This is a genomic window from Streptomyces sp. NBC_00086 (genome assembly GCF_026343255.1).
Lineage (GTDB): Bacteria > Actinomycetota > Actinomycetes > Streptomycetales > Streptomycetaceae > Streptomyces.
Window position 1 is genome coordinate 6,997,951 of sequence record NZ_JAPELZ010000001.1, and the last position, 25,944, is coordinate 7,023,894.

23 protein-coding genes and 1 pseudogene are annotated in these 25,944 nt (G+C 73.0%); 12 read left to right on the plus strand and 12 right to left on the minus strand.

Features of this window, described 5'->3' with window-relative positions:
- Positions 1 to 36: 36 nt before the first annotated feature.
- Complete coding sequence (locus OG276_RS31805; RefSeq protein ID WP_266910584.1) at positions 37 to 1,989, minus strand: AAA family ATPase; 1,953 nt, start codon at positions 1,987 to 1,989, stop codon at positions 37 to 39.
- A gap of 400 nt (positions 1,990 to 2,389) precedes the next feature.
- Positions 2,390 to 3,025: a uridine kinase gene (locus tag OG276_RS31810; protein ID WP_266910586.1), complete on the minus strand. Its 636-nt coding sequence runs from the start codon at positions 3,023 to 3,025 to the stop codon at positions 2,390 to 2,392.
- A gap of 418 nt (positions 3,026 to 3,443) precedes the next feature.
- Between OG276_RS31810 and OG276_RS31815 the strand changes: the two genes are divergently transcribed.
- The 3 genes from OG276_RS31815 (at position 3,444) to OG276_RS31825 (ending at position 5,641) form a co-directional block, all read left to right on the plus strand.
- Entirely contained in the window at positions 3,444 to 4,856 is a 1,413-nt protein-coding gene (locus tag OG276_RS31815) for a C39 family peptidase (protein ID WP_266910588.1), read from the plus strand.
- Positions 4,857 to 4,940: 84 nt separating this feature from the next.
- On the plus strand, positions 4,941 to 5,366 hold the full coding sequence (locus OG276_RS31820; protein ID WP_266910589.1) for an SPW repeat protein: 426 nt from the start codon (positions 4,941 to 4,943) through the stop codon (positions 5,364 to 5,366).
- A 116-nt stretch (positions 5,367 to 5,482) separates the two neighbouring features.
- Positions 5,483 to 5,641, plus strand: a complete 159-nt coding sequence (locus tag OG276_RS31825; protein WP_243341628.1) for an SCO1431 family membrane protein — start codon at positions 5,483 to 5,485, stop codon at positions 5,639 to 5,641.
- Here the strand turns inward: OG276_RS31825 and OG276_RS31830 are convergent.
- The 3 genes from OG276_RS31830 to OG276_RS31840 are packed head-to-tail and all read right to left on the minus strand — an operon-like array spanning position 5,638 to position 8,146.
- On the minus strand, positions 5,638 to 6,552 hold the full coding sequence (locus OG276_RS31830; RefSeq protein ID WP_266910590.1) for a hypothetical protein: 915 nt from the start codon (positions 6,550 to 6,552) through the stop codon (positions 5,638 to 5,640). The genes OG276_RS31825 and OG276_RS31830 overlap by 4 nt on opposite strands.
- The gene (locus OG276_RS31835) at positions 6,549 to 7,511 is read right to left on the minus strand and encodes a DUF6114 domain-containing protein (RefSeq protein ID WP_323182382.1); all 963 of its coding nucleotides are present in this window, start codon (positions 7,509 to 7,511) and stop codon (positions 6,549 to 6,551) included. Before OG276_RS31835 ends, OG276_RS31830 begins: the two co-directional genes overlap by 4 nt.
- Positions 7,502 to 8,146: a DUF6230 family protein gene (locus OG276_RS31840; RefSeq protein WP_266910591.1), complete on the minus strand. Its 645-nt coding sequence runs from the start codon at positions 8,144 to 8,146 to the stop codon at positions 7,502 to 7,504. Before OG276_RS31840 ends, OG276_RS31835 begins: the two co-directional genes overlap by 10 nt.
- Positions 8,147 to 8,257: 111 nt before the next feature.
- On the opposite strand from OG276_RS31840, the pseudogene OG276_RS31845 reads away from it, so the two are divergent.
- A pseudogene (locus OG276_RS31845) lies at positions 8,258 to 8,767 on the plus strand (TetR/AcrR family transcriptional regulator); the annotation flags it as partial.
- 543 nt (positions 8,768 to 9,310) lie between these two features.
- Positions 9,311 to 10,480 carry an acyl-CoA dehydrogenase family protein gene (locus OG276_RS31850; RefSeq protein ID WP_266910592.1) on the plus strand — a complete coding sequence of 390 codons (1,170 nt, stop codon included), beginning with the start codon at positions 9,311 to 9,313 and terminating at the stop codon, positions 10,478 to 10,480.
- Between the two features lie 18 nt (positions 10,481 to 10,498).
- Here the strand turns inward: OG276_RS31850 and OG276_RS31855 are convergent, their stop codons facing one another.
- Positions 10,499 to 10,717: a hypothetical protein gene (locus tag OG276_RS31855; RefSeq protein ID WP_266910593.1), complete on the minus strand. Its 219-nt coding sequence runs from the start codon at positions 10,715 to 10,717 to the stop codon at positions 10,499 to 10,501.
- A gap of 1,266 nt (positions 10,718 to 11,983) precedes the next feature.
- Between OG276_RS31855 and OG276_RS31860 the strand changes: the two genes are divergently transcribed.
- Together OG276_RS31860 and OG276_RS31865 are read left to right on the plus strand one after the other, a co-directional pair.
- Positions 11,984 to 13,117 carry a hypothetical protein gene (locus tag OG276_RS31860; protein ID WP_266910594.1) on the plus strand — a complete coding sequence of 378 codons (1,134 nt, stop codon included), beginning with the start codon at positions 11,984 to 11,986 and terminating at the stop codon, positions 13,115 to 13,117.
- Between the two features lie 98 nt (positions 13,118 to 13,215).
- Positions 13,216 to 14,319 carry a phosphotransferase family protein gene (locus OG276_RS31865; protein ID WP_266910595.1) on the plus strand — a complete coding sequence of 368 codons (1,104 nt, stop codon included), beginning with the start codon at positions 13,216 to 13,218 and terminating at the stop codon, positions 14,317 to 14,319.
- Between the two features lie 37 nt (positions 14,320 to 14,356).
- On the opposite strand, the gene OG276_RS31870 is transcribed toward OG276_RS31865, so the two are convergent.
- Entirely contained in the window at positions 14,357 to 14,803 is a 447-nt protein-coding gene (locus OG276_RS31870; protein WP_266910596.1) for a hypothetical protein, read from the minus strand.
- 218 nt (positions 14,804 to 15,021) lie between these two features.
- Here OG276_RS31870 and OG276_RS31875 point away from each other — a divergent pair, with 218 nt between their 5' ends.
- The 4 genes from OG276_RS31875 (at position 15,022) to fxsA (ending at position 19,115) form a co-directional block, all read left to right on the plus strand.
- A complete protein-coding gene (locus OG276_RS31875; RefSeq protein ID WP_250741559.1) occupies positions 15,022 to 15,462 on the plus strand; it encodes an Lrp/AsnC family transcriptional regulator in 441 nt (146 codons plus the stop codon).
- A gap of 178 nt (positions 15,463 to 15,640) precedes the next feature.
- Positions 15,641 to 17,290 (plus strand): amidohydrolase, encoded by a 1,650-nt coding sequence (locus OG276_RS31880; RefSeq protein WP_266910597.1) that lies wholly within the window; start codon positions 15,641 to 15,643, stop codon positions 17,288 to 17,290.
- 308 nt (positions 17,291 to 17,598) lie between these two features.
- On the plus strand, positions 17,599 to 18,432 hold the full coding sequence (locus OG276_RS31885) for a polyprenol monophosphomannose synthase (protein WP_266910598.1): 834 nt from the start codon (positions 17,599 to 17,601) through the stop codon (positions 18,430 to 18,432).
- An 89-nt stretch (positions 18,433 to 18,521) separates the two neighbouring features.
- Entirely contained in the window at positions 18,522 to 19,115 is a 594-nt protein-coding gene (gene fxsA / locus OG276_RS31890; RefSeq protein WP_266910599.1) for an FxsA family membrane protein, read from the plus strand.
- A gap of 165 nt (positions 19,116 to 19,280) precedes the next feature.
- On the opposite strand, the gene OG276_RS31895 is transcribed toward fxsA, so the two are convergent.
- From OG276_RS31895 to OG276_RS31905, 3 genes are all read right to left on the minus strand, one after another.
- Complete coding sequence (locus OG276_RS31895; RefSeq protein ID WP_007262928.1) at positions 19,281 to 19,655, minus strand: RNA polymerase-binding protein RbpA; 375 nt, start codon at positions 19,653 to 19,655, stop codon at positions 19,281 to 19,283.
- A 320-nt stretch (positions 19,656 to 19,975) separates the two neighbouring features.
- Entirely contained in the window at positions 19,976 to 21,358 is a 1,383-nt protein-coding gene (locus tag OG276_RS31900) for an MFS transporter (protein WP_266910600.1), read from the minus strand.
- A gap of 67 nt (positions 21,359 to 21,425) precedes the next feature.
- Complete coding sequence (locus OG276_RS31905) at positions 21,426 to 22,196, minus strand: glycerophosphodiester phosphodiesterase (RefSeq protein ID WP_266910601.1); 771 nt, start codon at positions 22,194 to 22,196, stop codon at positions 21,426 to 21,428.
- Between the two features lie 307 nt (positions 22,197 to 22,503).
- Between OG276_RS31905 and OG276_RS31910 the strand changes: the two genes are divergently transcribed.
- Positions 22,504 to 24,006, plus strand: a complete 1,503-nt coding sequence (locus OG276_RS31910; protein WP_266910602.1) for a PLP-dependent aminotransferase family protein — start codon at positions 22,504 to 22,506, stop codon at positions 24,004 to 24,006.
- A gap of 27 nt (positions 24,007 to 24,033) precedes the next feature.
- Here the strand turns inward: OG276_RS31910 and OG276_RS31915 are convergent, their stop codons facing one another.
- Both OG276_RS31915 and OG276_RS31920 read right to left on the minus strand, forming a co-directional pair.
- Positions 24,034 to 25,671: a hypothetical protein gene (locus OG276_RS31915; RefSeq protein WP_266910603.1), complete on the minus strand. Its 1,638-nt coding sequence runs from the start codon at positions 25,669 to 25,671 to the stop codon at positions 24,034 to 24,036.
- Positions 25,672 to 25,721: 50 nt separating this feature from the next.
- On the minus strand, positions 25,722 to 25,916 hold the full coding sequence (locus tag OG276_RS31920; protein ID WP_007262923.1) for a hypothetical protein: 195 nt from the start codon (positions 25,914 to 25,916) through the stop codon (positions 25,722 to 25,724).
- Positions 25,917 to 25,944: the final 28 nt, after the last annotated feature.

Consider the following 25,944-nt stretch of genomic DNA (forward strand, 5'->3'; position numbering starts at 1 on the left):
CGGGATGCCGGCGCGGTACGGGCGCGCCGGAGGCGCTCACAGGGGCGGCGGCTCCGGCCGTTCCTGGGGGCCGCGGCCCGACAGGACCTCCCCGTACGCCTGCATCAGGTCCGCCAGCCGCAGGGTGGAGAGGTCCTCCCGGGAGGGATCACCGGTGAAGCCGGACAGCCGCAGGTCCCGGTACGCGCAGCTCTTCTCGTACAGCGTGCGCAGGAACCGCCCGTTGCCCAGCTCGTCGATCCACCCCTGCTCCACCACGTGCCCGCTGATGCTCCGCAGCTCCTCCAGCGCCTCCTCGTCCCACCGGTCGCCGTTGGCGTCCGCCAGGACCCCGCCGATCGAGGTGAGTTCCAGCGGCCGGTAGCTGGGGAAGTCGACCCGGGTGGTGAACCGCGAGGACAGCCCCGGATTCGTGGCGAGCAGCCGGTCCATCCCCGCCGGATAGCCCGCGAGGATCACCACCAAGTGGTCGCGGTTGTCCTCCGCCCGCTTCAGCAGCACCTGCAGGGCCTCGTCGCCGTACGCGTCGCCCTTGCTGTAACCGGAGTTGGAGAGGCTGTACGCCTCGTCCACGAACAGCACCCCGCCGATCGCCGAGTCGATCAGCTCGTTCGCCTTCACGGCGGTCTGCCCGAGGAACTCGCCGACCAGGTCCGCGCGCCCGGCCTCCACGAGGTGGTCGCCGCCGAGCAGGCCCAGCGCGTAGAAGACCCGGCCCAGGATCCGCGCCACCGTGGTCTTGCCCGTGCCCGAGGGCCCGGAGAAGACGAAGTGCCGTTTCGGCGGCTGCACCGGCAGCCCCTGACCCGTCCGCAGCCTGGCCATGTGCAGCTGCGCGGAGAGTGCCTTCACCTGCCGCTTGACCGGTTCCAGGCCCACCATCCGCTCCAGCTCCGCGAGCGCCTCGGCCAGCGCCGCCGGATCCGCCGGCCCGGCCGGCAGACCCACCGGTCCCGGCTGCGAAGGCAGCGAGGCCTTGCGCCGTACGCCGGCCGGCAGCCCCGCGCCGGGCCCCGGCGCCCCCGGGCCGTGCCGCGGCTCCGGCGGGTCGGCCGCCGTCAGCGGGTCAGCGTCCGGCTGCCCGTCCGCGGCGATGCCCTGGACCGGCCCGCCCCCGCCCAGCGCCACCGCCGCGAAGTCCCCGCCCGACGGGGCCGCTCCGTGCCCGCCGAAGGCCTCGTAACCGCCACCGCTCGCGTACCCGGCCAGGCCGTCGGCGTCCTCGCTGTCCTCGATGGCCGTCAGCCGGGCCGCCGTGTCCATGAACGCCGGGTCCACCCGGTGCACCGCCCGGTACAGCGGCAACGCCGCCGCGCTGCGCCCGGTCCCCTCGTGCGCCCGCGCCAGCCAGTACCGCAGCTCCTTGCGCTGGGGCTGCTCGCTGCGGCAGCGCATCAGGGAGGCCGCCAGCAGCGGCTCGGCCTGCCCGTACATCTCCAGCCGGACCCGGGCCATCCCGCCGAAGAGGCCCGCCTCGATGCCCAGGAGCGGATCGTCGACCAGCGATTCGGTGGAGCGGACCAACTGCTCCCAGTCCTTGACCAGGTACGCCCGGCAGGCGTGCAGGAAGCGGACGTGCGGATCGGTGTCCACGGGCGGCAGGGCCGCGAGCGCCTGGTCCAGCTCGGGGACGTGGCGCCCGTCCAGCCAGTGCGAGGCGTGCGCCAGCAGCAGGTCCCGCCTGGTCTCCAGTACCGGCTGCACCCACCAGCCCAGCCAGTACCAGGAGTTCAGCGTCCGCCGGTGGCGGGCCCGCTGTTCCCCGAAGCGGTCCCGGTGGGCGTACATGCGCAGTAACGCGTTCGTGGTGTCGACGCGGAGCGCGTGCAGGCCCAGCCAGGCATCCGCCATCGCGGGATCGAGTCGTACGGCCGCCCGGAACTCCTCCTCGGCCTGCGGGTAGGCGCCCATCGTGCAGGCGTCCACTCCTCGCAGCCAGGCGAGTTCGGCCGGGGCGTGCGCGCTGCTGCCGTGCGCGGCGAAGTCCATCACGTCCCCCACAAGCCTGCCCCCGTGGTGCCCAGCAACCCCCGCGATGCGTACGCGAGTTGTCGCTGCGCCGATGAAATCAGGGGTGCATCGTACCTGCGGTTACGCACCTTACGTAGGGTGCCGCGAAGACGGGCCGGGCGCGTATCAGGGCGGTCCGTGGTGACGCAGGGTGACGAATCGGCCGGGATGTGCCCCCTGCGACACCGCGACGGAGGAGTGCAGGGCGGGACTCGGCGGGGTGTCGGGGGCGACACGAAGCCCCCGATCACGGGGGAACAATCGGGGGCTCCATGTTCGCGGCGGCCGGTGAGGGCCGCTTCTTCAGAACGTAAGGCCGTCCCGGCCCCCGGGTCAAGCGGCCCGGAGGCGCCCGCGGAGAGGGACTTTCCGCGGCCCCTCAGCCCTGGGGGGCCTCATCACCCTCAGTCACCCGAGCGGTGCTTCCGGCTGCCCCGGCAGCCCCGGAAGTCCACTCGTATCCCGTAGCGCTCTGCCGTACCAGGGTGTCCGCGAAGGGGCGCGAAGGATCATTCGAGAAGTGCGCGAGCTCCGCGCGCTCCCATCCGTCCCAGAAGTCGGAAAGTTCCCGCCCGTCCCGATCGCGCCCGCGCCCCCACGACTTCGCACGCGGGGTCTCCATCCACAGCAGCCGCGCCAGGTGCGGACGCAGCGCGCGCCGTCCGGCGCCGACACCCTCCACGAGCAGGACCGGACCCGGATCCAGCACCCGCTCCGGCCCGAACCGCCGCTCGACCCAGTCGTACGGGGCCCAGTGCGCGGCCCGCCCCGCGGAGAGCGGCTCCAGCACCTGCGTCCGCAGCCGCCCCACCCAGCCGAACAGCTCCTCGTGCGTGGCCACATCGTCCAGCCGCAACACGGGGACCCCGCCCAGGGCTTCGGCGAGCGCCTTGGCGAAAGTCGTCTTCCCGGACCCGGCGTGCCCGTCGATCCCGACGAGGCGGACGGGCCCGAGGGAGGGCGGCAGGGCGAGGATCTCGCGCGCGAGGGGCTGGAGCGAAGGCTGATCTTCCACGCCCCCACCGTATGACCCCGCCGCCACCCCGCGCGACGAACCGGCCCTGCGGGCGGAGGTCCCCTACCGGCCCTTCGCCCGTTCTCCGGGCTGCGCTCGGACCCCCTGGGGCTCCGCCCCAGACCCCGCGCGCCAAACGCCGGCGAAAATCCAGCCCCTCCGGCGTTTGAGGAGCGGGGGTCCGGGGGCCGGCCCCCGGCAACGGCGCCGCACCCGGCAAAGGGTCCGGGCGGAGCCCGGGGAACGGTGGAAGGGCGGGTAGGGGACAGCCCCGCAGGGCCCACCCCCGAGGGAACGGGGGAGAGGGGGCGGAGCCCCGTCACCCCGACACGGCCCTCCGGCTTCACGGCGTCGCAGACGGGAACTGGAAGGGTGTGCGGGAGCCGACCCGCCGCACCGACCCCTGGGGGCCACGCAGATGACCGCACCCACACCCCGCCGAGCCCTACTGGCGGTAGCCCTGGCGGCAGCCGCAGCCACCGTCCCCGGCGGCCGAGCCTCCGCGGCGCAGCCGAAGCCCGCCCCCGGGGGCCCGGGGCAGGACACCCCGGCCCCGGCCCCGGCCAAGGCCAAGGCAGAGGCCGCCGCAGCCACCCGCAAGACGGTCGACAACCGCTTCTGGTACTCGTACGCCCACTGGACCGCCGGCCAACACCAGGGCACCACCGCCATCGGCGGCGCCCGCCCCGGCCTGGAGATCAAGACCCCGACGGGCCGCACCGAGTACAAGGACCCGCACACCGCCAAGAAGAGCACCTGGGAGTACGCCACCTGGACCTCCCCGGTCCACACCTCCACCGTGCCCGCCACCGAGGCCATCGCCTCCTGGAACGCCCGTACCCCCGCCGGCACCTGGATCCAGGCCGAACTGCGCGGCACGTACACCGACGGCACCGCCTCCCCCTGGTACGTGATGGGACGCTGGGCCTCCGGCGACGGCGACATCCGCCGCACCTCCGTGGACGGGCAGACGGACGGCAAGTCCACCGTCTGGACGGACACCCTGGCCGTGGACACCCCGGCGAGCGGGCTGCGCATCAAGGACTGGCGGCTGCGCCTGACCCTGTACCGCAAGCCCGGTGCGAGCCGGGGCCCCACGGTGTGGCTGGCCGGAGCCATGGCCTCGGACGTCCCGGACCGGTTCACCGTCCCCGCGTCCGCCGCCTCCGGCGGGGCCCACGAGCTGAAGGTGCCGAGGTACTCGCAGGAGACGCACGCCGGCCAGTACCCCGAGTACGACAACGGCGGCGAGGCCTGGTGCAGCCCCACCTCCTCGCAGATGATCATCGAGTTCTGGGGCCGCAGGGCCAGCGTCTCCGCCGTGGCCTGGGTCAAGAAGGACTACGCGGACCCGCAGGTCTGCCACGCCGCCCGCTCCACGTACGACTCGGCCTACAAGGGCTGCGGCAACTGGCCCTTCAACGCCGCCTACGCCGCCACCTACCGGCAGCTCGCCGGCGTCGTCACCCGCCTCGGCTCCCTCGCCGACGTGGAGACCCTGGTCCGGGCGGGCATCCCGGTCATCACCTCCCAGTCCTTCACGGCCGAGGAGCTCACGGGCGCGGGCTACGGCACGGCCGGGCACCTGATGACCGTCATCGGCTTCACGGCCTCGGGCGACGTGATCGCCAACGACCCGAACTCGGCCGACAACGCCGCCGTGCGCCGCGTCTACCGCCGCCGGCAGTTCGAGAACAACTGGCTCCGGACCAAGCGTCACAACGCGGCCGGCAAGGTCGTCTCCGGCACCGGAGGCGTCTGCTACCTCTACGGTCCGATCCGGCCGAACCCGGCCCAGGTCCTCGCGCTGCGGGCGGTCGGCGTGCTCTGAGATTTCGCGTTGCCACGGACGGCATGTAAGTGGAACATAAAGGGCAAAAGGGCAATAGGAGCTTCTCATAGGAGGCAGCCCGCCATGACCACCCAACCCAGAATCGAACACCACCCCGACCTCGCTGAGATGCGCTCGCGGTTCGAGCGGGTCACCAGCACCCCGAGTGCCCAGGTCGTCGAGGCGCTGGCCCTGATGACTGGCCTCTACATCGCCGCTTCGCCGTGGATCGCCGGATTCAGCGGGCTCAGCTCGCTGGCGATCAACAACCTCATCGCGGGCCTGGCGTACTGCCTGTGCATGAGCGGACTCGGCTCCGCTTACGAACGCACCCACGCCATGGCCTGGACGGCGGTGGGTCTCGCCGCCTGGACGATCGTCGCGCCCTTCGTCATCTCCGGCGACGTCAGCACCACGCGCACGGTGTGGAGCAACGTCATCGCCGGCGGCATCGCCCTGTGCCTGGCACTGGCGATGGCGGGCATGGCGGGCCGCGACCGCACCACCTGATCCGCCCCGCACCCCTCACGCCCTCGGTCCGCACCCCGCGGCCGGGGGCGTGAGACATGCCACCCGTGACCATCGTCTCTACCGCGAGGGCCGCCTCCGCTGTCACATTGGAGGGCATGACCGCACACAGCGCCGCCCTGACCGCCCGCGCCCGCAACCTGGTCCGCACCGGCGGCCCCGAGGACGATTCCTCCTCCTGGCTGGAGCACGTGCTCGGCTGGACCCTGGTCGTGGTCGTGGCCATGTTCGTCACCCAGGTCGGCTGGTTCTTCTAACCTCCGCCGTTCCCCGCCCCGGGCTCGGCCTCGGCTTCGGGCTCGGCCTCCGGCTCCACCCGCCAGTGCCCGTCCGGCACGCCCACCAGCCCGTACAGCGTCCGCACGGGCGAGCGCGCCGGCAGCAGCACCACCCCGGCCAGCAGGGCGAACGCCCCGATCCCGGCCCACCACCCCAGCAGCCGGACGAGGACGCTCGCGCCCACCGCCCCCGCGAAGGGCAGCGCGTAGACCCCCGCCCCGGCGATCGCCACCGCGACCACCCGGGGCACCTTGAGGTCCGCCGCGGCGCCCGGCAGCCGCCAGCCCTCCACGAGCCAGCCGATCTCGGCCAGCAGCATCGTGCCGATGACGGCCGTCCCGAAGATCAGCACGGCCAGGAAGGTGCCCGAGGTCGCGAAGGCCAGGACGCCGTTCGCGACACCGGCCGAGGCCCAGTCCGAGTAGGCCCCCGGGTCGGCGCTCAGCAGCCGCTCGTACCCCGTGCCGTCCCACCCGTGGATCAGGGTGAAGAACAGCAGGAAGTACCCGGCCACCGCCTGGAGGTACCCCCAGTACCCGGCACCGACCAGGACGAACAGCCGCGCCGTCAGGAAGCCGAGCAGCGCGCCGACCACCACCGAGGCCCCGTAGAAGAGCGCGAAGCCGGCCCACACGCCCTCGTGGTCGCGGGCCACGTGCATCGTGGACCAGGCCGGGTTCTGCCACATCAGGTACACCCCCGTGGGGGCGGGCAGCAGCGCCGCGTAGAGCAGGGTGAGCGCCAGGTACGGATTGGCCGCGCGGCTCCTCGTACGGACTCCCTCGCCCCGGACCGACCGCTCCCACCACTGGAGCTGGCGCCCGGCGGCCACCGCGAAGGTGGCGCCGATGCCGTACGCCCACAGCGGCGCGGCCTGGAGGGGGATCACGAGGCCACCAGCCGCAGGTCGTCGGTCTTGATCACGTCGGAGGTGACGAGCGCCTGCTCCGCGCTCACCCGGGTCATGAAGACGAACGGCGGGATGACCGGGGGAGCGGGCAGCCCGTCGGGGCTGAAGGTCACGCAGAGCAGTCCCTCGATGCACCCGCTGAACCTCGTCAGGTACAAGGTCACGTCGCCGCTCAGGTCGAGCCTCTTCGCGGCGAGCCCGTACTCCTCGCGGCCGTCGCGGGTGCGCAGCTCGTAGTCGGTGAGCGTGGCGGCCCGCATCCGCAGCACCAGCACCTTCAGCGGGCCGTCCGCCGTGGGCACGTGGGTGACCCCCGCGAAGGCGAACCCCTGCGGGGCGAAGAGCGAGGTGGTCACGGTCGGGGGAGTGCGCGCGGCCATCGGCGGACCGGCCTGAGCGGCCCTCGCCTCCCCGGTGCCCGCCACCAGCGAGGCGAGCAGCACCACCGGCAGCGCGACCGCCAGCGTGCGCGGCCCGCTGCCGTCCAGGCTCGGGACGTACGGGCCCTCCTCGCCCGCCTCCGGATCGGGCAGCGGGGTCCAGCCGAAGGCCAGCGCGCTGCCCGCGATGCCGAGCAGCATGCCGAGGAGGAAGCCCCCGAGGTTGGTCGCCACGAAGGACAGCACCGAGAGCAGCAGCGCGTGGATGGAGACGTAGGCCCGGGCCTGCGGCAGCAGCCACAGGAACAGGCCGGCGGCGATCAGCGCGAGGCCGATCCCGATGGCGGCGATCCCGCCGAGGCCCAGGCTGACCAGCACCGTGAGCGGGGAGAGCGGGACCAGCAGCAGCTCGGTCCCGCCCAGGATCACCAGCAGCCCGCCCCAGAAGGGACGGGTGCGGCGCCAGGCGCGCAGCCGCCGCCGGGGGCCGGGCAGCGGGAGCCGACGCTCCAGCCATCCGCTGCCCGGCCCGGCGGCCCCGCGCAGGCCTAGAAGCACTTCTTGCCGTCCAGGCTGACGTTCAGCTTCAGGCCCTTGAGGTGGAAGTTGCCGCCGGTCGCCGACCAGGCGTGCGACTTCACGTCCACCACCTCGATGTCCCCGGCCTGGAGGCCGAACTTGCCGGCCTCGCCCTTGATCCCGCCGACCTGGTCGAGGGTGGAGGCGTCGCGGCCGATCTGCGCCGTCCCGAAGACTGCGTCGCCGGCCAGGTCCTCGCCGTCGATGACGAGATTGCTGGCGGTGACGTTGCCGGACGGGCCGCCGGCGGTCAGCTTGAAGACCACCTTGCCCACCGGGGTGTCCACCTCGGCGGCCTGGCAGATGTCCGTGAGGGTGGCCTCGCCGATGCCCAGCAGCGCCACGGGATGCCCCTTGCCGTCGACGGAGCGGTCGGTGTGCACGTAGGAGGCCAGGCCCTTGCTGCTCAGTTTGGATGAGGAGACCTGGAAGCTCGTCCCCGAGACGGCGAAGGAGGCGGCGAGCGCGCCCTGCGCCATGACCATCGCCATCGCCCCGACCGCGACGACCGCGGGCATCGCGACGGCTGCGGTCTTCTTCCAGTTGGTCCGGCCCTCGGGCGTGTTTCTCGTACTTCTCGTGCTTCTCGTCGTGCTCGTCCTGCCGTTGCCCATGATGTGGTCCTCCCGTACGTCGTCCGGTGCGCAGGGGGAGTGCAAAGGGGGGTGCAACAGGGGTCTGCCATACTTCGGGCTTCCTGTGGCAGTTCGAGGCTAGGGCTGAATTTGAATAATAGTCAACAGCGCGGAACGACCGGCCGTTCGCAGGTTCGGCGGGCCGAACTGATAGCGATCGGGCGCAAGTTGTTCGCCGACACCTCGTACGACGCGCTCTCCATGGACGACATCGCCAAGCACGCGGGCGTCGCCAAGGGGCTCATCTACTACTACTTCAAGAGCAAACGCGGCTACTACCTGGCCATCGTCGAGGACTCGGTGGCCGAGCTCGTGGCCCGCGCCGCGGGCGAGAGCGAGCTGCCCAACGCGCAGCGGGTGCGCAGCACCATCGACGGCTACCTGTACTACGCCGAGCACCACCAGGCCGCCTACCGCACCATCGTCACGGGCGGGGTCGGCTCCGACTCCGAGGTGCTCGCCATCCGCGACGCCGTCCGCGAGGAACTCATGGCGACCATCGCGGAAGGCGCGTACGGCCGCCGCGAGATCCCGCCGATCGCCCGGCTGGCACTGGTCGGCTGGCTGGCGGGCGTCGAGGGCAGCACCCTCGACTGGATCGGCCCGGGGGAGGCTCCGGCGCGGGTTCCGGCGCAGGGCTCCGCGCAGGGCTGTGAGGAGATCGCCGGCGAGGCCTGTGACGAGACCTTGGGCGAGGCCTCGGTCGAGACGCCCGGCCGGACCTCTGGACAAACCCCCGGCGAGACCTCTGGCCAGACCCCTGAGTGCGTCCCTGGGCAAGCCCCCGAGCACACCCCCGAGCACGCCCTCGCCCAGGCCCGGGAAGGCCGGGGCTCCGGGGCCCCGGGGCATCCCGGCCACCCGGACCGGGCCGAGTTCGGCGCCCTGCTGGTGCGCACGCTGCGTGCGACCCTGACGGTGATCGAGGAGTTCGCCCCCGAATGCCCGGCCCCGCCCGTCCCCGAGGAGGATCTCGCGCCCGTGACGGGAAGCCCCTGATCGGGCATACTCAACCGCCGCAGCCTCTTGAACAGGACCTTCCCGCGATCCGGGAGGGCACCATCGGCTGTGAGCCCCGAGACCCGGCGACGCGTACCACCCTCACGCGTCGCCCCGTGCTTGACGAGTGAGGAGAGCGCCGCCATGACCGACCGCGCGCCGCAGGTGGACCGATCGCTGCCCACGGAGGAGTCCCGCGACCTGCTCGCGCTCGTTCGCGAGATCGCTCAGCGGGAGATCCGGCCCCGGGCCGCCGAGGAAGAGGACGCCGGCCGTTTCCCCCGGGAGGTCTTCACCCTTCTCTCCGAGGCCGGACTGCTCGGGCTCCCGTACGCCGGTGAATTCGGCGGCGGCGACCAGCCGTACGAGGTCTACCTCCAGGTGCTGGAGGAGCTCGCCGCGGCCCGCCTGACCGTCGGGCTCGGTGTCAGCGTGCACTCGCTGGCCTGCCACGGCCTGGCCGGCTACGGAACCAAGGAGCAGCAGGCCGCCCACCTGCCCGCCATGCTCGGCGGCGGACTGCTCGGCGCGTACTGCCTCTCCGAGCCGGCCTCGGGCTCGGACGCGGCCTCCCTGACCACGAAGGCGGTCCGGGACGGCGAAGACTGGGTGATCAGCGGAACGAAGGCCTGGATCACCCACGGCGGCGTCGCCGACTTCTACACGGTGCTGGCCCGCACCGGCGTGGCCGGCCCGAAGGGCATCACCGCCTTCCTGGTCCCGGGCGACGCGGAGGGCCTCACGGCCGCGGTCCCCGAGAAGAAGATGGGCATGAAGGGCTCGCCCACCGCCCAGCTGAACTTCGACGGCGTACGGGTACCCGACTCGCGCCGCATCGGCGAGGAGGGTCAGGGCTTCACCATCGCCCTGGCAGCCCTGGACGCGGGCCGCCTCGGCATCGCCGCGTGCGCCATCGGCGTGGCCCAGGCCGCTCTGGACGAGGCCCTGGCCTACGCCCTGGACCGCAAGCAGTTCGGACACCCCATCGCGGACTTCCAGGGCCTGCGGTTCATGCTGGCCGACATGGCGACGAAGATCGAGGCGGGCCGCGCGCTGTACCTGGCGGCGGCCCGGCTGCGGGACGCGGGCAAGCCCTTCTCCCGCCAGGCGGCGATGGCCAAGCTCTTCTGCACCGACGCGGCGATGGCCGTCACCACGGACGCGGTCCAGGTGCTGGGCGGCTACGGCTACACGGCGGACTTCCCGGTCGAGCGGCTGATGCGCGAAGCGAAGGTCCTCCAGATCGTGGAGGGCACGAACCAGATCCAGCGCATGGTGATCGCCCGCCACCTGGCGGGCCCCGAATCCCGCTGACCGCGCCGCGGTGAGCGGTCAGCCGCCGCCGAAGAGGGGGCCGGTCGGCCAGATGGGCGAGGAGGCGATCCGGGACCACTCCGGATCGCGCTGCCCCGGCACGGTCCGGCCGTCCTCCTCCCAACGGGTGAGCAGCGCCTTGTAGATGGGCGGGTCGGGGGTTTGCCGAACCGATTCTTCGTACCCTGCGGCCGGCGCCCTTCGGCGGCGCCCCACCCTCGGTGTGGAAGTCTCCATCGTGGTCATACCGGGCCAACGCGCCACCGGACCCACGGGTAACCCCGCCCATCCGTTCGACCTGTCCCCACCGCCGCCACCGGCCCGCCCCCCCCGGCATCCGGAAGCGGCCCCCGGGTCCCCCCGCTGGCAGCGCGCCCCCCAACCCACCGCACCCCGCAGGCAGCACACGCGTCTGGGCGCCCGCGTCCCGCTCCCGCCGCGCAACGCGGGCATCCCCTCCGGCAGGGGCGGGTCTGCCACCGGGGCGCCCGCGTCCTGCTCCCGCCGTGCGACGCGGGCGTCCCCTTCGGCAGAGGCGGGTCTGCCACCGGGGCGCCAGCGTCCCGCTCCCGCCGCGACGCCGATGCCCCCTCCGGCAGGGGCGGGTCTGCCACGGGCCGACGGTGGCCCGGTCCGGGCGGCGCCCGGGGAACGGTGGAAGGGCGGGTAGGGGACAGTCCCGCAGGGCACCGCCGCCACCGCCAAGGCCATGACATGACCTCTCCTCCGGGCACCCGGAAGCGTCCCCCGGATCCACCACCGCCCCCGCTGGCAGCGCGCCCCCCAATCCACCGCACCCCGCAGGCAGCACACGCGTCCGGGTGCCCGAGACCTGCTCCCGCCGCGCGACGCGGCCTCCCCTCGCGCAGAGGCGGGCCTGCCACCGACCGAACCCGGCCCCGCCGACCGGGACCCGGCCGGGACCCGACCGGCGGGCGTCCTCCGGGATCCCGCACCCCACCGGGAGCGAGGGCCTCCGCTCGCGCAGAGGCGGGTCCACCACCGGCCGACCCCTCGCAGGCGCCCTCCGGCTAGCCCGCGCCCCGCGGGAAGTGCGCGCCTTCCCGCACGCAAAGGCGGGTCCGCCACGGACCGACCGGGGCCCCGCCCGTCGGGCCCGGCCGGGCCTCCCGCATCCCGCCGGAAGGCGCGCCCTTCCTCACGCCGAGGCGGGTCTTCCGCCACCGGACCGACCGGGACCCCTGAGGATCCCGCATCGCGGGGAGCGCGGCCCTGCCATCCCACACAAGCGGGGCCGACCTGGTCGGGCAGGCCGCCGGGCGCCGGCCCGGGAAGCCCCCGAACGGGCGCGCCCGGTCCTCCGGGGCCACCCCGGGCACCTCGGGGAGCCCCCCATCCCCCGTCAACGGCCCGCCCAACCGGGCCCCCGCACGATGTGTCTCCCTGCCAGTTCGTGCCACAACCCTGTTCCCCACCACGCAATCTGACGTACCGTCATCTCCGCCCAGGTGTCACCCTCGCACCCGTTTCCGGAGGTTCGTCATGCCCGCCGACCGTCCCGTACCGCTCGATGAATACCCCATCCACCAGGCCCCGTTGTCGATGAAGCACCTCGTCACCGGCGACCGCAACGCCTACGACCGCTGCATCTTCCACGTCTTCGACCACGCGGGCCGCGCCGTCCTGATACTCGGCCTCGGGGTCTACCCCAACGCCGGCGTCATCGACGCCTACGCCACCCTCCGGGTCGGCGACGAACTCCTCGCGGTCCGGGCCTCCGACGCCCTCACCGACGACCGTATGAACCTCTCCGTCGGCCCGCTCCGCATCACCGTCGACGAACCCCTCCGGCGGCTCACCCTCTCCTGCGCCGCCGACCCCGAGGACCCCGACGGGCTCTCGTACGAGATCACCTGGACCGCCGAGTTCCCCGCCGTGTGGGAGCCGCACCACACCCAGCGCCGGGGCGACCGCCTCATCCTGGAAGGCCGCCGCTTCGTCCAGGCGGGCAGCGTCACCGGCACCATCCGGGCCAAGGGCGAGGAGTTCACCCTCGACGCCGACTGGACCGGCACCCGCGACCGCAGTTGGGGCGTGCGCCCGATTCCCGGCGAGGAGGGCGGCCGCGCCGCCGAGGAGCACCGGCCCGAGGGTTTCCACTGGCTCTGGATCCCCGTCCGGTTCGAGGACCGCTTCCTGATGGTCATCACCCAGGAGGACGCCGACGGCCACCGGGCCCTCAGCGAGGCCGTCCAGGTCTTCCCCGAGGGCAGCGGCCGCCACGACGTGCAACTCGGCTGGCCGCACACCGACATCCGCTATCGCCCGGGCGGCCGCCACCCCGAGAGCGCCGTCGTCCACCTCACCGATCCGGCCGGCCGCAAACCCCTCGAACTCGGCGTGGAGATCATGAACTCCTCCCCGCTCGCCGTCGGAGCCGGCTACCCGCCCGCCTCCGACTGGCAGCACGGCACCTGGCAGGGGCGCGGCTGGACCGACCGCCGCACCTACGACCTCTCCGACCCCTCGGCCCACCCCATGGCCGCCTTCGGCGTCACCGACCACTCGGCCCGCTTCACCCTCGAAGGCCGCACCGGCTACGGCATCTTCGAGCACGGCAGCTTCGGCCGCCACGACCCCAGCGGCTTCGCCGACTACAGCTCGGTGGCCCCGTAACCCCGGACGGAACGACCGGCGCCGCACCGCAACCACCCGCATCCGCATCCGCAACCGCATCCGCCACCTCAACAGCCAAGCCAGAGAAGGGGTTTCCCATGGCAGGACCGGCACCGCGCCCCCGCACCTCCACCCGCGAACCCGAGGAGCTGGGCCGGCGCCTCGCCGCCTGGCTCGACGCCGAACTCCCCGGCGCGAAGGTCACCAACGTCTCCGTCCCCGGTTCCAACGGGATGTCCAGCGAGACTCTGCTCTTCGACATTGAGCACCCCGACGCCCCGATCCGCGCCTGCGCCCTGCGCCTCGCCGCCGACCCGGCCGCCTACACCGTCTTCCCCACCTACGACATGCCCCGCCAGCACCGGGTCATGAGCCTGGTCGCCGCCCACACCGACCTGCCGGTCCCGCGGGTGCAGTGGCTGGAAGAGGACCCCGGGCCGCTCGGGGCCCCCTTCTTCGTGATGGCCCGCGCCGAAGGGCGCGTACCGCCCGACGTGATGCCGTACACCTACGAGGGGAACTGGCTGCACGCCGCGACCGACGCACAGCGCGCCGAGCTCCAGGAGGCGAGCATCGCGCTGCTCGCCCGGCTGCACGACCAGTTCCCGCCCGAGGAGGCGCGGTTCCTCCTCCCGGACGGCGACGGGAGCCCGCTGCGCCGGCACGTCGAGTCCCAACGCGCCTACTACGACTGGGTGGTGGCGGGGAAGTCCCGGTCACCGCTGCTGGAGCGGGCGTTCGCCCGCCTCGAAGAGCTGTGGCCGGACGACGAGGGCGGCCCGGCCGTCCTCAACTGGGGTGACGCGCGCATCGGCAACGTCATCTACCAGCCCGACGGCTTCGAACCGGTGGCCGTACTCGACTGGGAGATGGCGGCCTGCGCCCCGCGCGAAGTCGACCTGGGCTGGACCGTCTACCTGCACTGCTTCTTCCAGGACCTGACCGTCGGTTTCGGCCAGCCGGGCCTGCCGGGCTTCCTGCGCCGCGAGGACATAGAACGCCGGTACGCCGAACTCACCGGGCACGCGCCGCGGGACATGGACTTCCACACGCTCTACGCCGCCCTGCGGCACGGGATCGTGATGCTGCGCATCGCCTACCGGCAGGCGCACTTCGGCGAGGTCGAGATCCCGGCGGACCCCGACAGCCTGATCCTGCACCATGCCAGTCTCACCGCCATGGTGCAGGGAACGTACTGGTAGACGCCTCGGTGGCCGTCGGGGCCATTCCGGCCGGGGGTCAGGCGGCCTGCGCGTGCTGGCGCATCTGCGGCATCGCCGCGGGCGCCGGCATCCGTACGGGACGCGAGCCGGGGCCGCCGACGTGCGAGAACGGCTGCGTCCGCCAGTCCAGCCCCTGCGGCAGCGCCAGGTGGACGACGGGCTCCAGCTCGGGAGCCTCCTCGGCGCCGAAGTCGAGGGTGGGCAGCGCGTCGGAGGCGGGCCGCCCGGTGCCCGCGCACACCGTGAGCCCGAAGGGGTTCCACGGGGTCAGGCAGAGGGCGTGCTCCGGCAGGAACTCCTCGTCCGCCACGAGGGCGATCGACTGGCCGCAGTCGGGGCAGGTCGCGTGGTGGATCTCGAAGCCCTCGGCGTATTCGAGGTAATCGTCGTCGTCGGCGTAACCGCTCTCGACGATTTCCAGGGGCTCCGGTTCGGTGCGACCGGCGCGCTTGGTGTTCAGCATGGATGTACTCCCCCTTGGGTGGGCCGGGCGGGCAGGTTCTTCGGCCACGGCCACCCCAAGCACTTCCCGTCGCGCGGCACGAGTAACCACTTCCGGCCGTCGTACGCCCGCATACGCCTGTGGCCTTGGTCACATGCCTGCCGCAGGTGCCACCTCAATCCGTGGACACGGGTGGGCCTAAACGGTTCGGGGCCGTAAGTTGTGCGGCTATGAGCGCAATGGAGGAGCTGGACCGCCAGATCGTGGATCTGCTCGTGCGGGACGGGCGGATGAGCTACACGGACCTGGGCAAGGCCACCGGACTGTCCACGTCGGCGGTCCATCAGCGAGTACGCCGCCTGGAGCAGCGCGGTGTCATCCGCGGGTACGCGGCCGTCGTGGACCCCGAGGCCGTCGGTCTCCCCCTCACGGCCTTCATCTCGGTCAAGCCCTTCGATCCGAGCGCACCCGACGACATCGCGGAGCGGCTGGCCGGCGTTCCCGAGATCGAGGCCTGCCACAGCGTCGCGGGCGACGAGAACTACATCCTCAAGGTCCGCGTGGCCACCCCGCTGGAGCTGGAAGACCTCCTGAGCCGCCTGCGCGCCCTGGCCCACGTCTCCACCCGCACGACGGTGGTCCTCTCCACCCCGTACGAGGCCCGCCCGCCCCGGGTGTAATTCCAGCCTCGTCGGCAAATCCAGCCCGCAGGCCAAATCCAGCCTCGCCGGCGTTTGAGGCGCGGGGTCCGGGGCGGAGCCCCGGGGAACGGGCGAAGGGCGGGTAGGGGAAACACCCCCGGCCCCCTGTGGCGGGGCCGTGGTCCGCGGCGCGCAACGCACCCGCCAGACTGTCGGCATGACAGACCGCACCACCGCCGACTCCGCCACAGCCGCCGGAGCCCCCGCCCCCACCACCGCAGGCACCCGTACGGTCCTCCTGCGCGGCGGCGAGGTCCACAGCCCCGCCGATCCCTTCGCCACCGCGATGGTCGTCGAGCGCGGCCACATCGCCTGGGTCGGCTCCGAGGGCGCCGCGGACGCCTTCGCGCAGGGCGTGGACGAGGTCGTCGACCTCGACGGGGCGCTCGTCACCCCCGCCTTCACCGACGCCCACGTGCACACCACCTCCGCCGGCCTCGCCCTGACCGGCCTGGACCTCTCCACGGCCGCCTCCCTCGCCGAAGCCCTCCAGCGCGTGCGCGCGTACGCGGACGCCCGCCCCGGTGACCGGGTGCTGCTGGGCCACGGCTGGGACGCCGCCCGCTGGCCCGAGCGCCGCGCCCCCCGCAGGCAGGAGCTCGACGAGGCCACCGGCGGCCGCCCGCTCTACCTCAGCCGCATCGACGCGCACTCCGCCGTGGTGACCACGGAGCTGCTCCGGCTGGTTCCCGAGGCGCGCACGGCAGCGGACGAGCCGCTGACCCGGGACGCCCACCACGCCGTACGCCGGGCCGCGCTCGGCGCCCTCACCCCGGCCCAGCGCGCCGAGGCCCAGCGGGCCGCCCTCGACCGGGCCGCTTCCCTCGGGATCGGCTCCGTCCACGAGTGCGGCGGCCCGGAGATCTCCTCCCCGGAGGACTTCACCGCCCTCCTGGAGCTGGCACGGACCCACCCCGGCCCCCGCGTCTTCGGCTACTGGGCCGACCGGGACCTCGCCCAGGTCAAGGAACTCGGCGCCGTCGGGGCCGCCGGCGACCTCTTCGTCGACGGGGCCCTCGGCTCGCACACCGCCTGCCTGCACGCCCCGTACGCCGACGCGGAGCACACCGGCACCGACTACCTCGACGCGCGGGCCGTCGCCGAACACGTCGCCGCCTGCACCGAAGCGGGCCTCCAGGCGGGCTTCCACGCCATCGGGGACGCCGCGATCACCGCCGTGGTCACCGGGGTCCGGGCCGCCGTCGACAAGGTCGGCCTGGACCGCGTGCGAGCCGCCCGGCACCGCGTCGAGCACGCCGAGATGATGACCCCGGCCACCATCGCCGCCTTTGCCGAGCTCGGCCTCACCGCCTCGGTGCAGCCCGCGTTCGACGCGCTGTGGGGCGGCGCGCAGGGCATGTACGCCGACCGGCTCGGCGCCGAGCGCGCCCGCACCCTCAACCCGTACGCGGCCATGCTCAAGGCCGGCGTTCCGCTCGCCTTCGGCTCCGACGCCCCGGTCACCCCGCTCGACCCCTGGGGCACCGTCCGGGCGGCCGCCTTCCACCACACTCCCGCCCACCGCATCTCCGCACGGGCCGCCTTCGCGGCCCACACCCGCGGCGGCTGGCGGGCCCTGGGGCGCGACGACGCGGGCATCCTCGTCCCGGGCGCCCCGGCCGACTACGCGGTCTGGGACACGGCCGAACTGGTGGTGCAGGCCCCCGACGACCGGGTCGCCCGCTGGTCCACGGACCCCCGCTCCGGCACCCCCGGACTGCCGGACCTGACCCCCGGCGGCGAGCTGCCGGTCTGCCTGGCCACGGTGGTCGGCGGCCGGGAGGTATTCGTACGGCCACAGGGGTGATCCGGGTGGCCGTGGTTCGGTGAGGGCGGCCGGACCCGGATAGGTTCGGCCGGGTCCACCACCGGACGTCCGAACCGGACGGAGCCGATCGCACAGCCGCGCCCGCGCCTCGGGGGCGAGGGAAGGTTTCGCCGCAAGGGTGTCCCCCCTGCTTCGCAGGAGTTGGGGGCGGGTGGCCTCAGATCGGGGCCCCGCGGTCCAGTAGACAACGGTCAGGCGGCCCGCAGCCAGCGGGAGCCGGTCCGGCCCGAAGGACCGCGGGCCCCGATCGCTGTTCTAAAATCATCCTCTGCGACACGACGTACAGGATGTACGAGAACGCAAAAGGGGAATCAGTGAGCGACGGCGGACAGCGAAGCTACGGACCGCTCGGCACGGCCTTGGTGATCATTCCGACCTACAACGAGGCGGAGAACATCGGGCTGATCGTCGGCCGCGTCCGCGCGGCTGTACCGGGGGCCCACGTCCTGGTCGCCGACGACAACAGCCCGGACGGCACCGGAAAGCTCGCCGACGAGCTTGCCTCTGCGGACGACCAGGTCCACGTCCTGCACCGCAAGGGCAAGGAAGGGCTCGGGGCCGCCTACCTGGCGGGCTTCGGCTGGGGCCTGGAGAACGGCTACGGCGTCATCATCGAGATGGACGCCGACGGCTCCCACCAGCCCGAGGAGCTGCCCAGGCTGCTCACCGCCCTGGAGGGCGCAGACCTGGTGCTGGGCTCCCGCTGGGTGCCGGGCGGCCGGGTCGTGAACTGGCCCAAGAGCCGCGAGTTCCTCTCCCGGGGCGGGTCCACGTACTCCCGGCTGATGCTGGGCGTCCCGATCCGCGACGTGACCGGCGGCTACCGCGCCTTCCGCCGCGAGACCCTCGAAGGGCTGGGCCTGGCCGACGTGGCCTCGGCCGGCTACTGCTTCCAGGTCGACCTGGCTCGCAGGGCCGTGCAGAAGGGCTTCCGCGTCGTCGAGGTGCCCATCACCTTCGTCGAGCGCGAGTTCGGCGACAGCAAGATGAGCAAGGACATCGTGGTGGAGGCCCTCTGGCGGGTCACCCAGTGGGGCATCAAGGAGCACGCGGGCAAGCTCTCGGGCAAGGTGTCGGACACGCTGTCGGGGAAGCTGACGGGCAAGGCCCGGGGCAAGTAGGCCGCGTCACCGGGGGGCCGCCACCCCTAGGGGATGTCCGGTACCTCCGGCTGAGGACGTCTTTACGCCGGCCCAGGCACACTGGGGGTATGACGACCGGAGTTCCGACCTCTACGGCCCCCCGGCGGCGTTCGCCCGCCCGTACGTACCTTCCCCTGGCCATCGCGGCCTGGCTCATCCTGGAGATCTGGCTGCTCGGCCAGGTCGCCGGAATGATCGGCGGCGGGGGAGTCGCCCTGCTGCTCGCGGGCGGCCTCGTGCTGGGTGCGGTGGTCATCAAGCGGGCCGGGCGACGTGCCTTCAAGAACCTGACGGACACCTTCCAGCAGGCCCAGGAGGGCCGTCAGCCGACTCCGCAGCAGCCCGGCAAGCCCGGCACGGGCAACGGCCTGACCATGCTGGCAGGGCTGCTCCTGATGATGCCCGGCCTGATCTCCGACGCGGCCGGTCTGCTGCTCCTGCTCCCGCCCGTCCGCGCCCTGATCGGCCGCCGGGCCGCCCGCTCCCTGGAGCGGAAGATGGCCTCCGCGCCGGCGGGCTCCTTCGGCGACGCCTTCCAGCAGGCCCGTATCCACTACCCGGACGGCAAGGTTGTCCCGGGCGAGGTCATCCACGGCGAGGTCATCCGCGAGGACGGGCCGCAGCGGCCCGACAACGGCAGCCGTCCGCCGCTGACCCCCTGAGGGACTGCCCCCTGCGGCACTGACCCCCTGAAGCACTGAGCCGGCCCGCCCAGCCGGCAGACCGACCCAACCGCGCAGCACAAGGCCGAGGGGCCCCACCACACGGTGTGTGGTGGGGCCCCTCGGCCTTGTGCTGTCGTGCTTCGCCGCTGTGGCGTCCGGCTGTCAGGCGGACTTGCGGCTGTCCCGCGGATGCACGGCAATGTTCATGGCGCCGGAACGAAGGACCGCGAGCCTCTCGGCCAGCACTTCCTCCAGCTCCTCGCGGGTGCGCCGCTCCATGAGCATGTCCCAGTGCGTTCGCGCAGGCTTGCCCTTCTTCTCTTCGGGCCCATCCCCGTCAACCAGGAGTGCCATGGCGCCACACGCCTTGCACTCCCACTCCGGCGGAATTTCTGCCTCAACCGAGAACGGCATCTCAAATCGATGTCCGTTCTGGCATGCGTACTCCACCGCCTGGCGCGGGGCCAGATCGATGCCGCGGTCCGTCTCGTAGCTGGTAACCACGAGCCGCGTACCGCGGAGAGCTCGCTCACTCATGAATCGTGCCTCCCGGGCTTGTCGCCCACAGGACAGGTGTCGCTGTCGTCGTCATCCGGTCAACGTCCGGTCGGCGGTATAGATTCCCGCTCCGGGTCATGCGTCGCCCGTCGTACCGCCCCTTGTTGTACCCACCAGTGCCCGTTTTGTCACATCTGGCAGCAGATGTCACCCAACGTCTTCACTTCATAAGCACGCAGTAACGGTCCGCCTGGCAGGCCAAAGGCGTACACTACCGGCCCTTAGCTTGAACGTCGAAATTCGTTCCGAATTAGCGCGGCTGAAGTCTGCCCGATCCGTCGGAACCGCCGGATCCCCGGTCAGATCCGCTCGGGTACAGGATTGCCCGCCGCCTCCACCGCGCGCCGCACCGGCACTCGGGCGAGCAGCACGAAACCCAGTGCGAAGAAGACCACCAACGAGATGATCGCGTCCCGGTAGCTGCCCGTGACCTGGTACGTCAGCCCGAAAACCAGCGGTCCCACCCAGCTCAGCCCCCGGTCGCTCATCTCGTACGCCGAGAAGTACTCGGCCTCCTTGCCCGCCGGAACCAGGTGCGAGAACAGCGAGCGCGACAGCGCCTGGCTGCCGCCCAGCACCAGTCCGATCATCGCGGCCAGTGCGAAGAACCACACCGGGGTCCGGGCCGGCAGGAAGTATCCGGCGGCCAGCGTCACGCCCCAGGCCGCCAGCGATCCGAGAATCGTCCGCTTGGCGCCGTACCGGAGGGCCAGCCGGCCCATCCCCAGCGCACCGGCCACTGCGAGGACCTGAACGAGCAGGATCGCCCCGATGAGCGTGGACTGCTCCAGCTTCAGCTCCTCCGACCCGTAGATCGAGGCCTGGGAGATCACCGTCTGCACGCCGTCGTTGTAGATCAGGTACGCCAGCAGGAACGACAGGGTCAGCGGGTAGCGCCGCATGTCCTTCAGGGTGGCGATGAGCTGCTTCCAGCCGCTGACGGCCGGGGCGGCGCCCGGCTCCCGGACCACGGCGCGGTCCCGCAGCCGGCGCAGCGGGATCAGCGCGAAGGCACCCCACCACAGGCCCGCCGAGGCCAGGCAGATGCGGATCGCCATGCCTTCGGTGAGACCGAAGGAGTCGTGGCCCATGTAGAGCGCCAGGTTCATCACGAGCATCAGCGAGCCCGAGGTGTATCCGAAGGCCCAGCCGCGCGAGGAGACCGTGTCCCGCTCGTCCGGCGTGGAGATCTGCGGCAGGTAGGCGTTGTACAGCACCATCGAGACCGACAGCGAGGCGTTCGCCACGATCAGGAGCAGTCCGCCCAGCAGGTAGCGCTCGCCGGCCAGGAAGAACATGCCGGCCGTCGCCGCGGCCCCCGTGTACGCGGCCACGGCCAGCAGCGGCTTCTTGCGGCCGGTCCGGTCGGCGACCGCCCCCGCCAGCGGCATGAGCAGCACGGCCAGGATCACCGAGGCGGACACCGTGTAGGCGAAGAAGGAACCGGCCCGCACCGGGATGCCCAGCGGATGGACGAAGCCCTCGGCGTCGGCCGCGGCCTTGGCGATCGACGTGAGGTACGGCCCGAGGAACACGGTGAGCACGCTCGCCGAGTACACCGACACCGCGAAGTCGTAGAAGTACCAGCCGCGCTGCTCGCGCTTGCGCGCGGCCGTTGCCGCCGCGGCGGCTCTGCCGTCCTCGGCCCCCGGTTCCGCGTCGTCCGTCGTCTGCGCACTCATCGGTGCCCCCTCGCTGTCCCCGTACCGCTGCGGCCGCCGCCACCTGGCGCGCAGCCGAACGGGCCGGTCAGGCCCAGGCTCCGCGCCGGTCCAGCACCGTGCGCAAGATGTCGATCCGGTCGGTCATGATGCCATCGACTCCCAGGTCCAGGAGAGCCTCCATGCGTTCCGGTTCGTTCACGGTCCACACGTGCACCTGGAGCCCCCGTTCGTGGGCCGTCCGCACGAACCTGCGGTCCACCACGCGGATGCCCGCCTGGGTCTCCGGCACCTGCGCCGCCACCGCGCCCGCGCGCAGCGCGGCGGGGATCGCGTACGACCGCAGCCGCAGCCCGAACACCCCCGCCACCCCGTACGAGGTCGCCAGGCGGGGGCCGGCGATCTTCTGGGCCCGGGCCACCCGGCGCTCGGAGAAGGAACCCACGCACACCCGGTCCCAGACCCCGGTCCGCGCGATCAGGCCGACCAGCGGGTGCACGGCGGACTCGTCCTTGATGTCCACGTTCCACCGGGCGTCCGGGAACTCCTCCAGCAGGTCCTCGAAGAGCGCGAGGGGCTCGGTCCCGCCGGCCCGGACCTCGCGGATCCGGCGCCACGGCAGCTCCCGGATGCGCCCCTGCCCGTCGGTGACCCGGTCCAGGGTGGCGTCGTGGAAGGCGACCAGCTTGCCGTCGGCGCTGGCGTGCACATCGGTCTCGAAGTACCGGTAGCCCAGGGCGGCGGCCCGCCGGAAGGCGGCGGCGGTGTTCTCCAGCCCGTCCGAGGCCCCGCCGCGGTGCGCGAAGGGGATGGGACCCGGGTGGTCGAGATAAGGGTGGGGTAGGCGTACGTGCGTCACCGCGGCAGTATGCCCCCTGCTCCCGCCGGTGCGGGAGTGCCCCGATGGCCGCCCGGTGAACGGCCCGCCGGTTCAGTTCCGCAGCACCCACGGATCGACGCCGGAGTACACGTACGCGGCCTGGTACCCCGGGGCGCGGGGGAAGAGGTCGAGGGCCATCCTCCGGACGCTCCAGGCGGGCCCGAACCCGGGGCCTCCTCATTTCGCGCGGAGCACTCCGTGGCACCCTGGACCCCGCAGGACCAATCCAATGCCGGCTCCCGCGGGGGCCGACAGGGGCCAATTCGACGAAGGTGGACCGGACGACATGGCGCAGTGGACCTCGGCCGTAGGTGCCGCACAGCTCGGCCGGCTCATCACCTCCCAGCAGGGCCGGACCGCCGCGCCCGGCGGGCGCAAGCTGCCCGCGTACCGCACGCTCGCCGACGGCGTCCGCCTGCTCGTCCTCGAAGGCCGCATCCCCGTGGCCGCCCGGCTCCCCGCCGAGCGGGAGCTGGCCGTCGCGCTCTCCGTCAGCCGCACCACCGTCGCCGCCGCCTACGAGGCCCTGCGCGGCGAGGGGTTCCTGGAATCCCGCCGGGGCGCCGGCAGCTGGACCTCGGTGCCCGCCGGCAACCCGATGCCGGCCCGCGGGCTGGAGCCCCTGCCCCCCGAGTCCCTCGGCTCGATGATCGACCTCGGCTGCGCCGCCCTCCCGGCCCCCGAGCCCTGGCTCACCAAGGCCGTGCAGGGCGCCCTGGAGGAACTCCCGCCGTACGCCCACACCCACGGGGACTACCCGGCCGGCCTGCCCGCGCTGCGCCGCATGCTCGCCGACCGCTACACCGAGCGCGGCATCCCGACCATGCCCGAGCAGATCATGGTCACCACGGGCGCGATGGGCGCCATCGACGCCATCTGCAGCCTCTTCGCGGGGCGCGGCGAGCGGATCGCCGTCGAATCCCCGTCCTACGCCAACATCCTCCAGCTCATGCGCGCCGCCGGGGTCCGCCTCGTGCCCGTCGCCATGGGGGAAGGGCTGACCGGCTGGGACATGGACGTCTGGCGCCAGGTGCTGCGCGACTCCGCCCCGCGCCTGGCCTACGTGGTCGCCGACTTCCACAACCCGACCGGGGCCCTGGCCTCCGACGAGCAGCGCCGCGCGATGGTCGAGGCGGCCCGCTCGGCCGGTACCGTCCTGGTCGCCGACGAGACCATGGTCGAGCTCCAGCTGGACCCGGCGATGGAGATGCCCCGCCCCGTCTGTTCCTTCGACCCGGCCGGCTCCACCGTCATCACCGTCGGCTCCGCCAGCAAGGCCTTCTGGGCCGGCATGCGCATCGGCTGGGTCCGCGCGGCCCCCGACGTCATCCGCAGCCTGGTGGCCGCCCGTGCCTACGCCGACCTGGGCACGCCCGTGCTGGAACAGCTCGCGGTGGACTGGCTGATGCGCACCGGGGGCTGGGCGCAGGCCGTGGAGATCCGCCGCGACCAGGCCCGCGAGAACAGGGACGCCCTGGTGGCGGCGGTCCGCCGGGAGCTGCCGGACTGGGAGTTCCGGGTCCCGCTGGGCGGCCTGACCCTGTGGGCCCGCGCGGGCGGGCTCTCCGGTTCCCGGCTGGCCGAGGTGGGGGAGCGGGTGGGCGTACGGGTCCCCTCGGGGCCCCGGTTCGGCGTGGACGGCGCCTTCGAGGGGTACGTCCGGCTCCCCTTCACCGTCGGCGGCCCGGTGGCCGAGGAGGCGGCGGCCCGGCTGGCCGCCGCGGCCCGGCTGGTCGCCACCGGAGCGGGCGGCGGCGGGGCGGAGCCGCCGCGCACCTTCGTCGCGTAGGACGGGGCCGATCGGACCCGCCGCGTCCTACGGGACGTCCGCCGGGACCTCGGGGATCTCCGAGGCGTCGATCGCCGGGCCCTGCGCCTGGGCGGGCGGCTGGACGATGTGCAGCGGCTTGCCCAGCGTGACGTGGTCCGGGGCGGGCTTGGGCGCTGCCTGCCGCTCGGGCAGCAGGTCCAGTACCGCCTGCCGGTGTCCCGGGTGGGTGGCGTCGTCGTACGGGTCCGGCGTGGCCGGAACCTGGAGCCGGTGCACGGGACCGGCGCCGAGCCGGGCGTACCCGCGCCCCGGCGGCAGGACGGCCGTCGGCGTGGTGTGCGGGGGCAGTCCCAGCACGTCGGCGATCTGCTGGATCGTGGCGGCTCCGAGCACCGCCCGGGCCCTCGTGTGCTGCCAGACGGAGTCGTGCAGCAGCTCCAAGTGGTCGAACTGCTCGGCCACCACCACCGTGACGTGCGCGGCGCGCCCGTGCCGCAGCGGCACCTGGAGCTGCGCGATCGGATCGGGGGCGCCCTCGGCGGCGGCCAGGTGGGCCAGCACGCTGGGCCGGTCGAGCAGGATCCACAGCGGACGCCGGGTGTCCTCGGGCGCGGGCCGGCCGGCTTCGCGGGCCCGGTGGGTGGCGATCAGGCGCCGCTCGGTCTCGCGGGCGGCCCATTCCAGGGTGGCCAGCGCCCCGGTCGGCCCGCACTCCACGGCGAGGACGCCCGCGCGGCCGGAGAGGCAGGAGTACTCGCCGGTGCCGCCGCCCTCGACGATCAGTACGTCGCCCCCGTGCCGCAGGGCCTGCAGGGCGACGGACCGCAGCAGCGTGGACGTACCGCTGCCGGGCTGCCCCACGGCCAGCAGATGGGGCTCGGCGGAACGGGATCCGGTGCGCCAGATGACCGGCGGCATGTCCCGGGGCTCGTCGCCGTCCAGGACGGGCAGCGTGCGCTGCACGCTGCCGGGGTCGGTGAAGCCGAGCACGGTCTCACCGGGGGAGGTGACGAAGGGCTGGGCGGCGATACCTGTCGGCAGCGCCGCCAGCACGCTCAGGTCGAGCTGGTTTCCCTCCTCGTCCCAGTCGAAGAGATACTCCCGTCCGCGCCCGGACTTGGCGTGCAGCAGTGCCTCGATCCGGGCCCTCGATGCGGCCTCGCCGTCGGTGAAGTAGGCCGGGTAGCGGATGTGGAGCCGGGTGACGCGGCCCGCCTCGTCGAACTCGTAGCCGCTGAAGGCCTTGTCCCACTCCCCGCCGTGGGCGAAGAGGGGGCTCGGATCCTCCGGGATGGAGAAGTACGGCACGAGGGCTTCGTAGAGGGAGCCGAGCCGTTCGGTCTCGGCATCGCTGGGACCGGTCTTCGCCGGGGTGCGGTCGCGTCCCTGCCAGGCCGCCGCCGCCATGAGGGTGATCAGGGCGGTGAGGGGCCCGTAGGGGACGAGCGCGACCACGAGGACGCAGGCGGCACCCAGGAACAGCGCGGGACCACGCTTGTCCTTGGGGGTGTCGCACCACTTGCGCCGTCCGGCCGAGGCCAGGACGCGCAGGCCCCGTCCGATGGTGAGGAGCGGATGGAGGACGTCCGTGGCGCTGTCGGCGGCCGTGCGAGCGAAGTCGCGGCCCCGGGTCAGCGACACGGTGCCGCTGCTGAGGATGCGGGGAAGTGGGCGCCGGGCCACGGGCGTCTCCTGGAGTTGTGGATGCTTCGGGTGGGTGCCGGGGCCGGGCGCTAGAGCTTGATCCCGCCGAGAAGACTCGCGAGGCTCGCCGTGCTCGCCGTGATGCTGGGGGCGATGGCGGAGCCTGCGAGGAAGAAGCCGAAGAGGGCGCACACGAACGCGTGCGTCAGCTTCATGCCGTCCTTCTTGAAGAACAGGAAGCAGATGATGCCGAGCAGGACGACACCTGAGATGGACAGGACCATGAGTCAGTTCTCCTGGTGGGTGGGGACA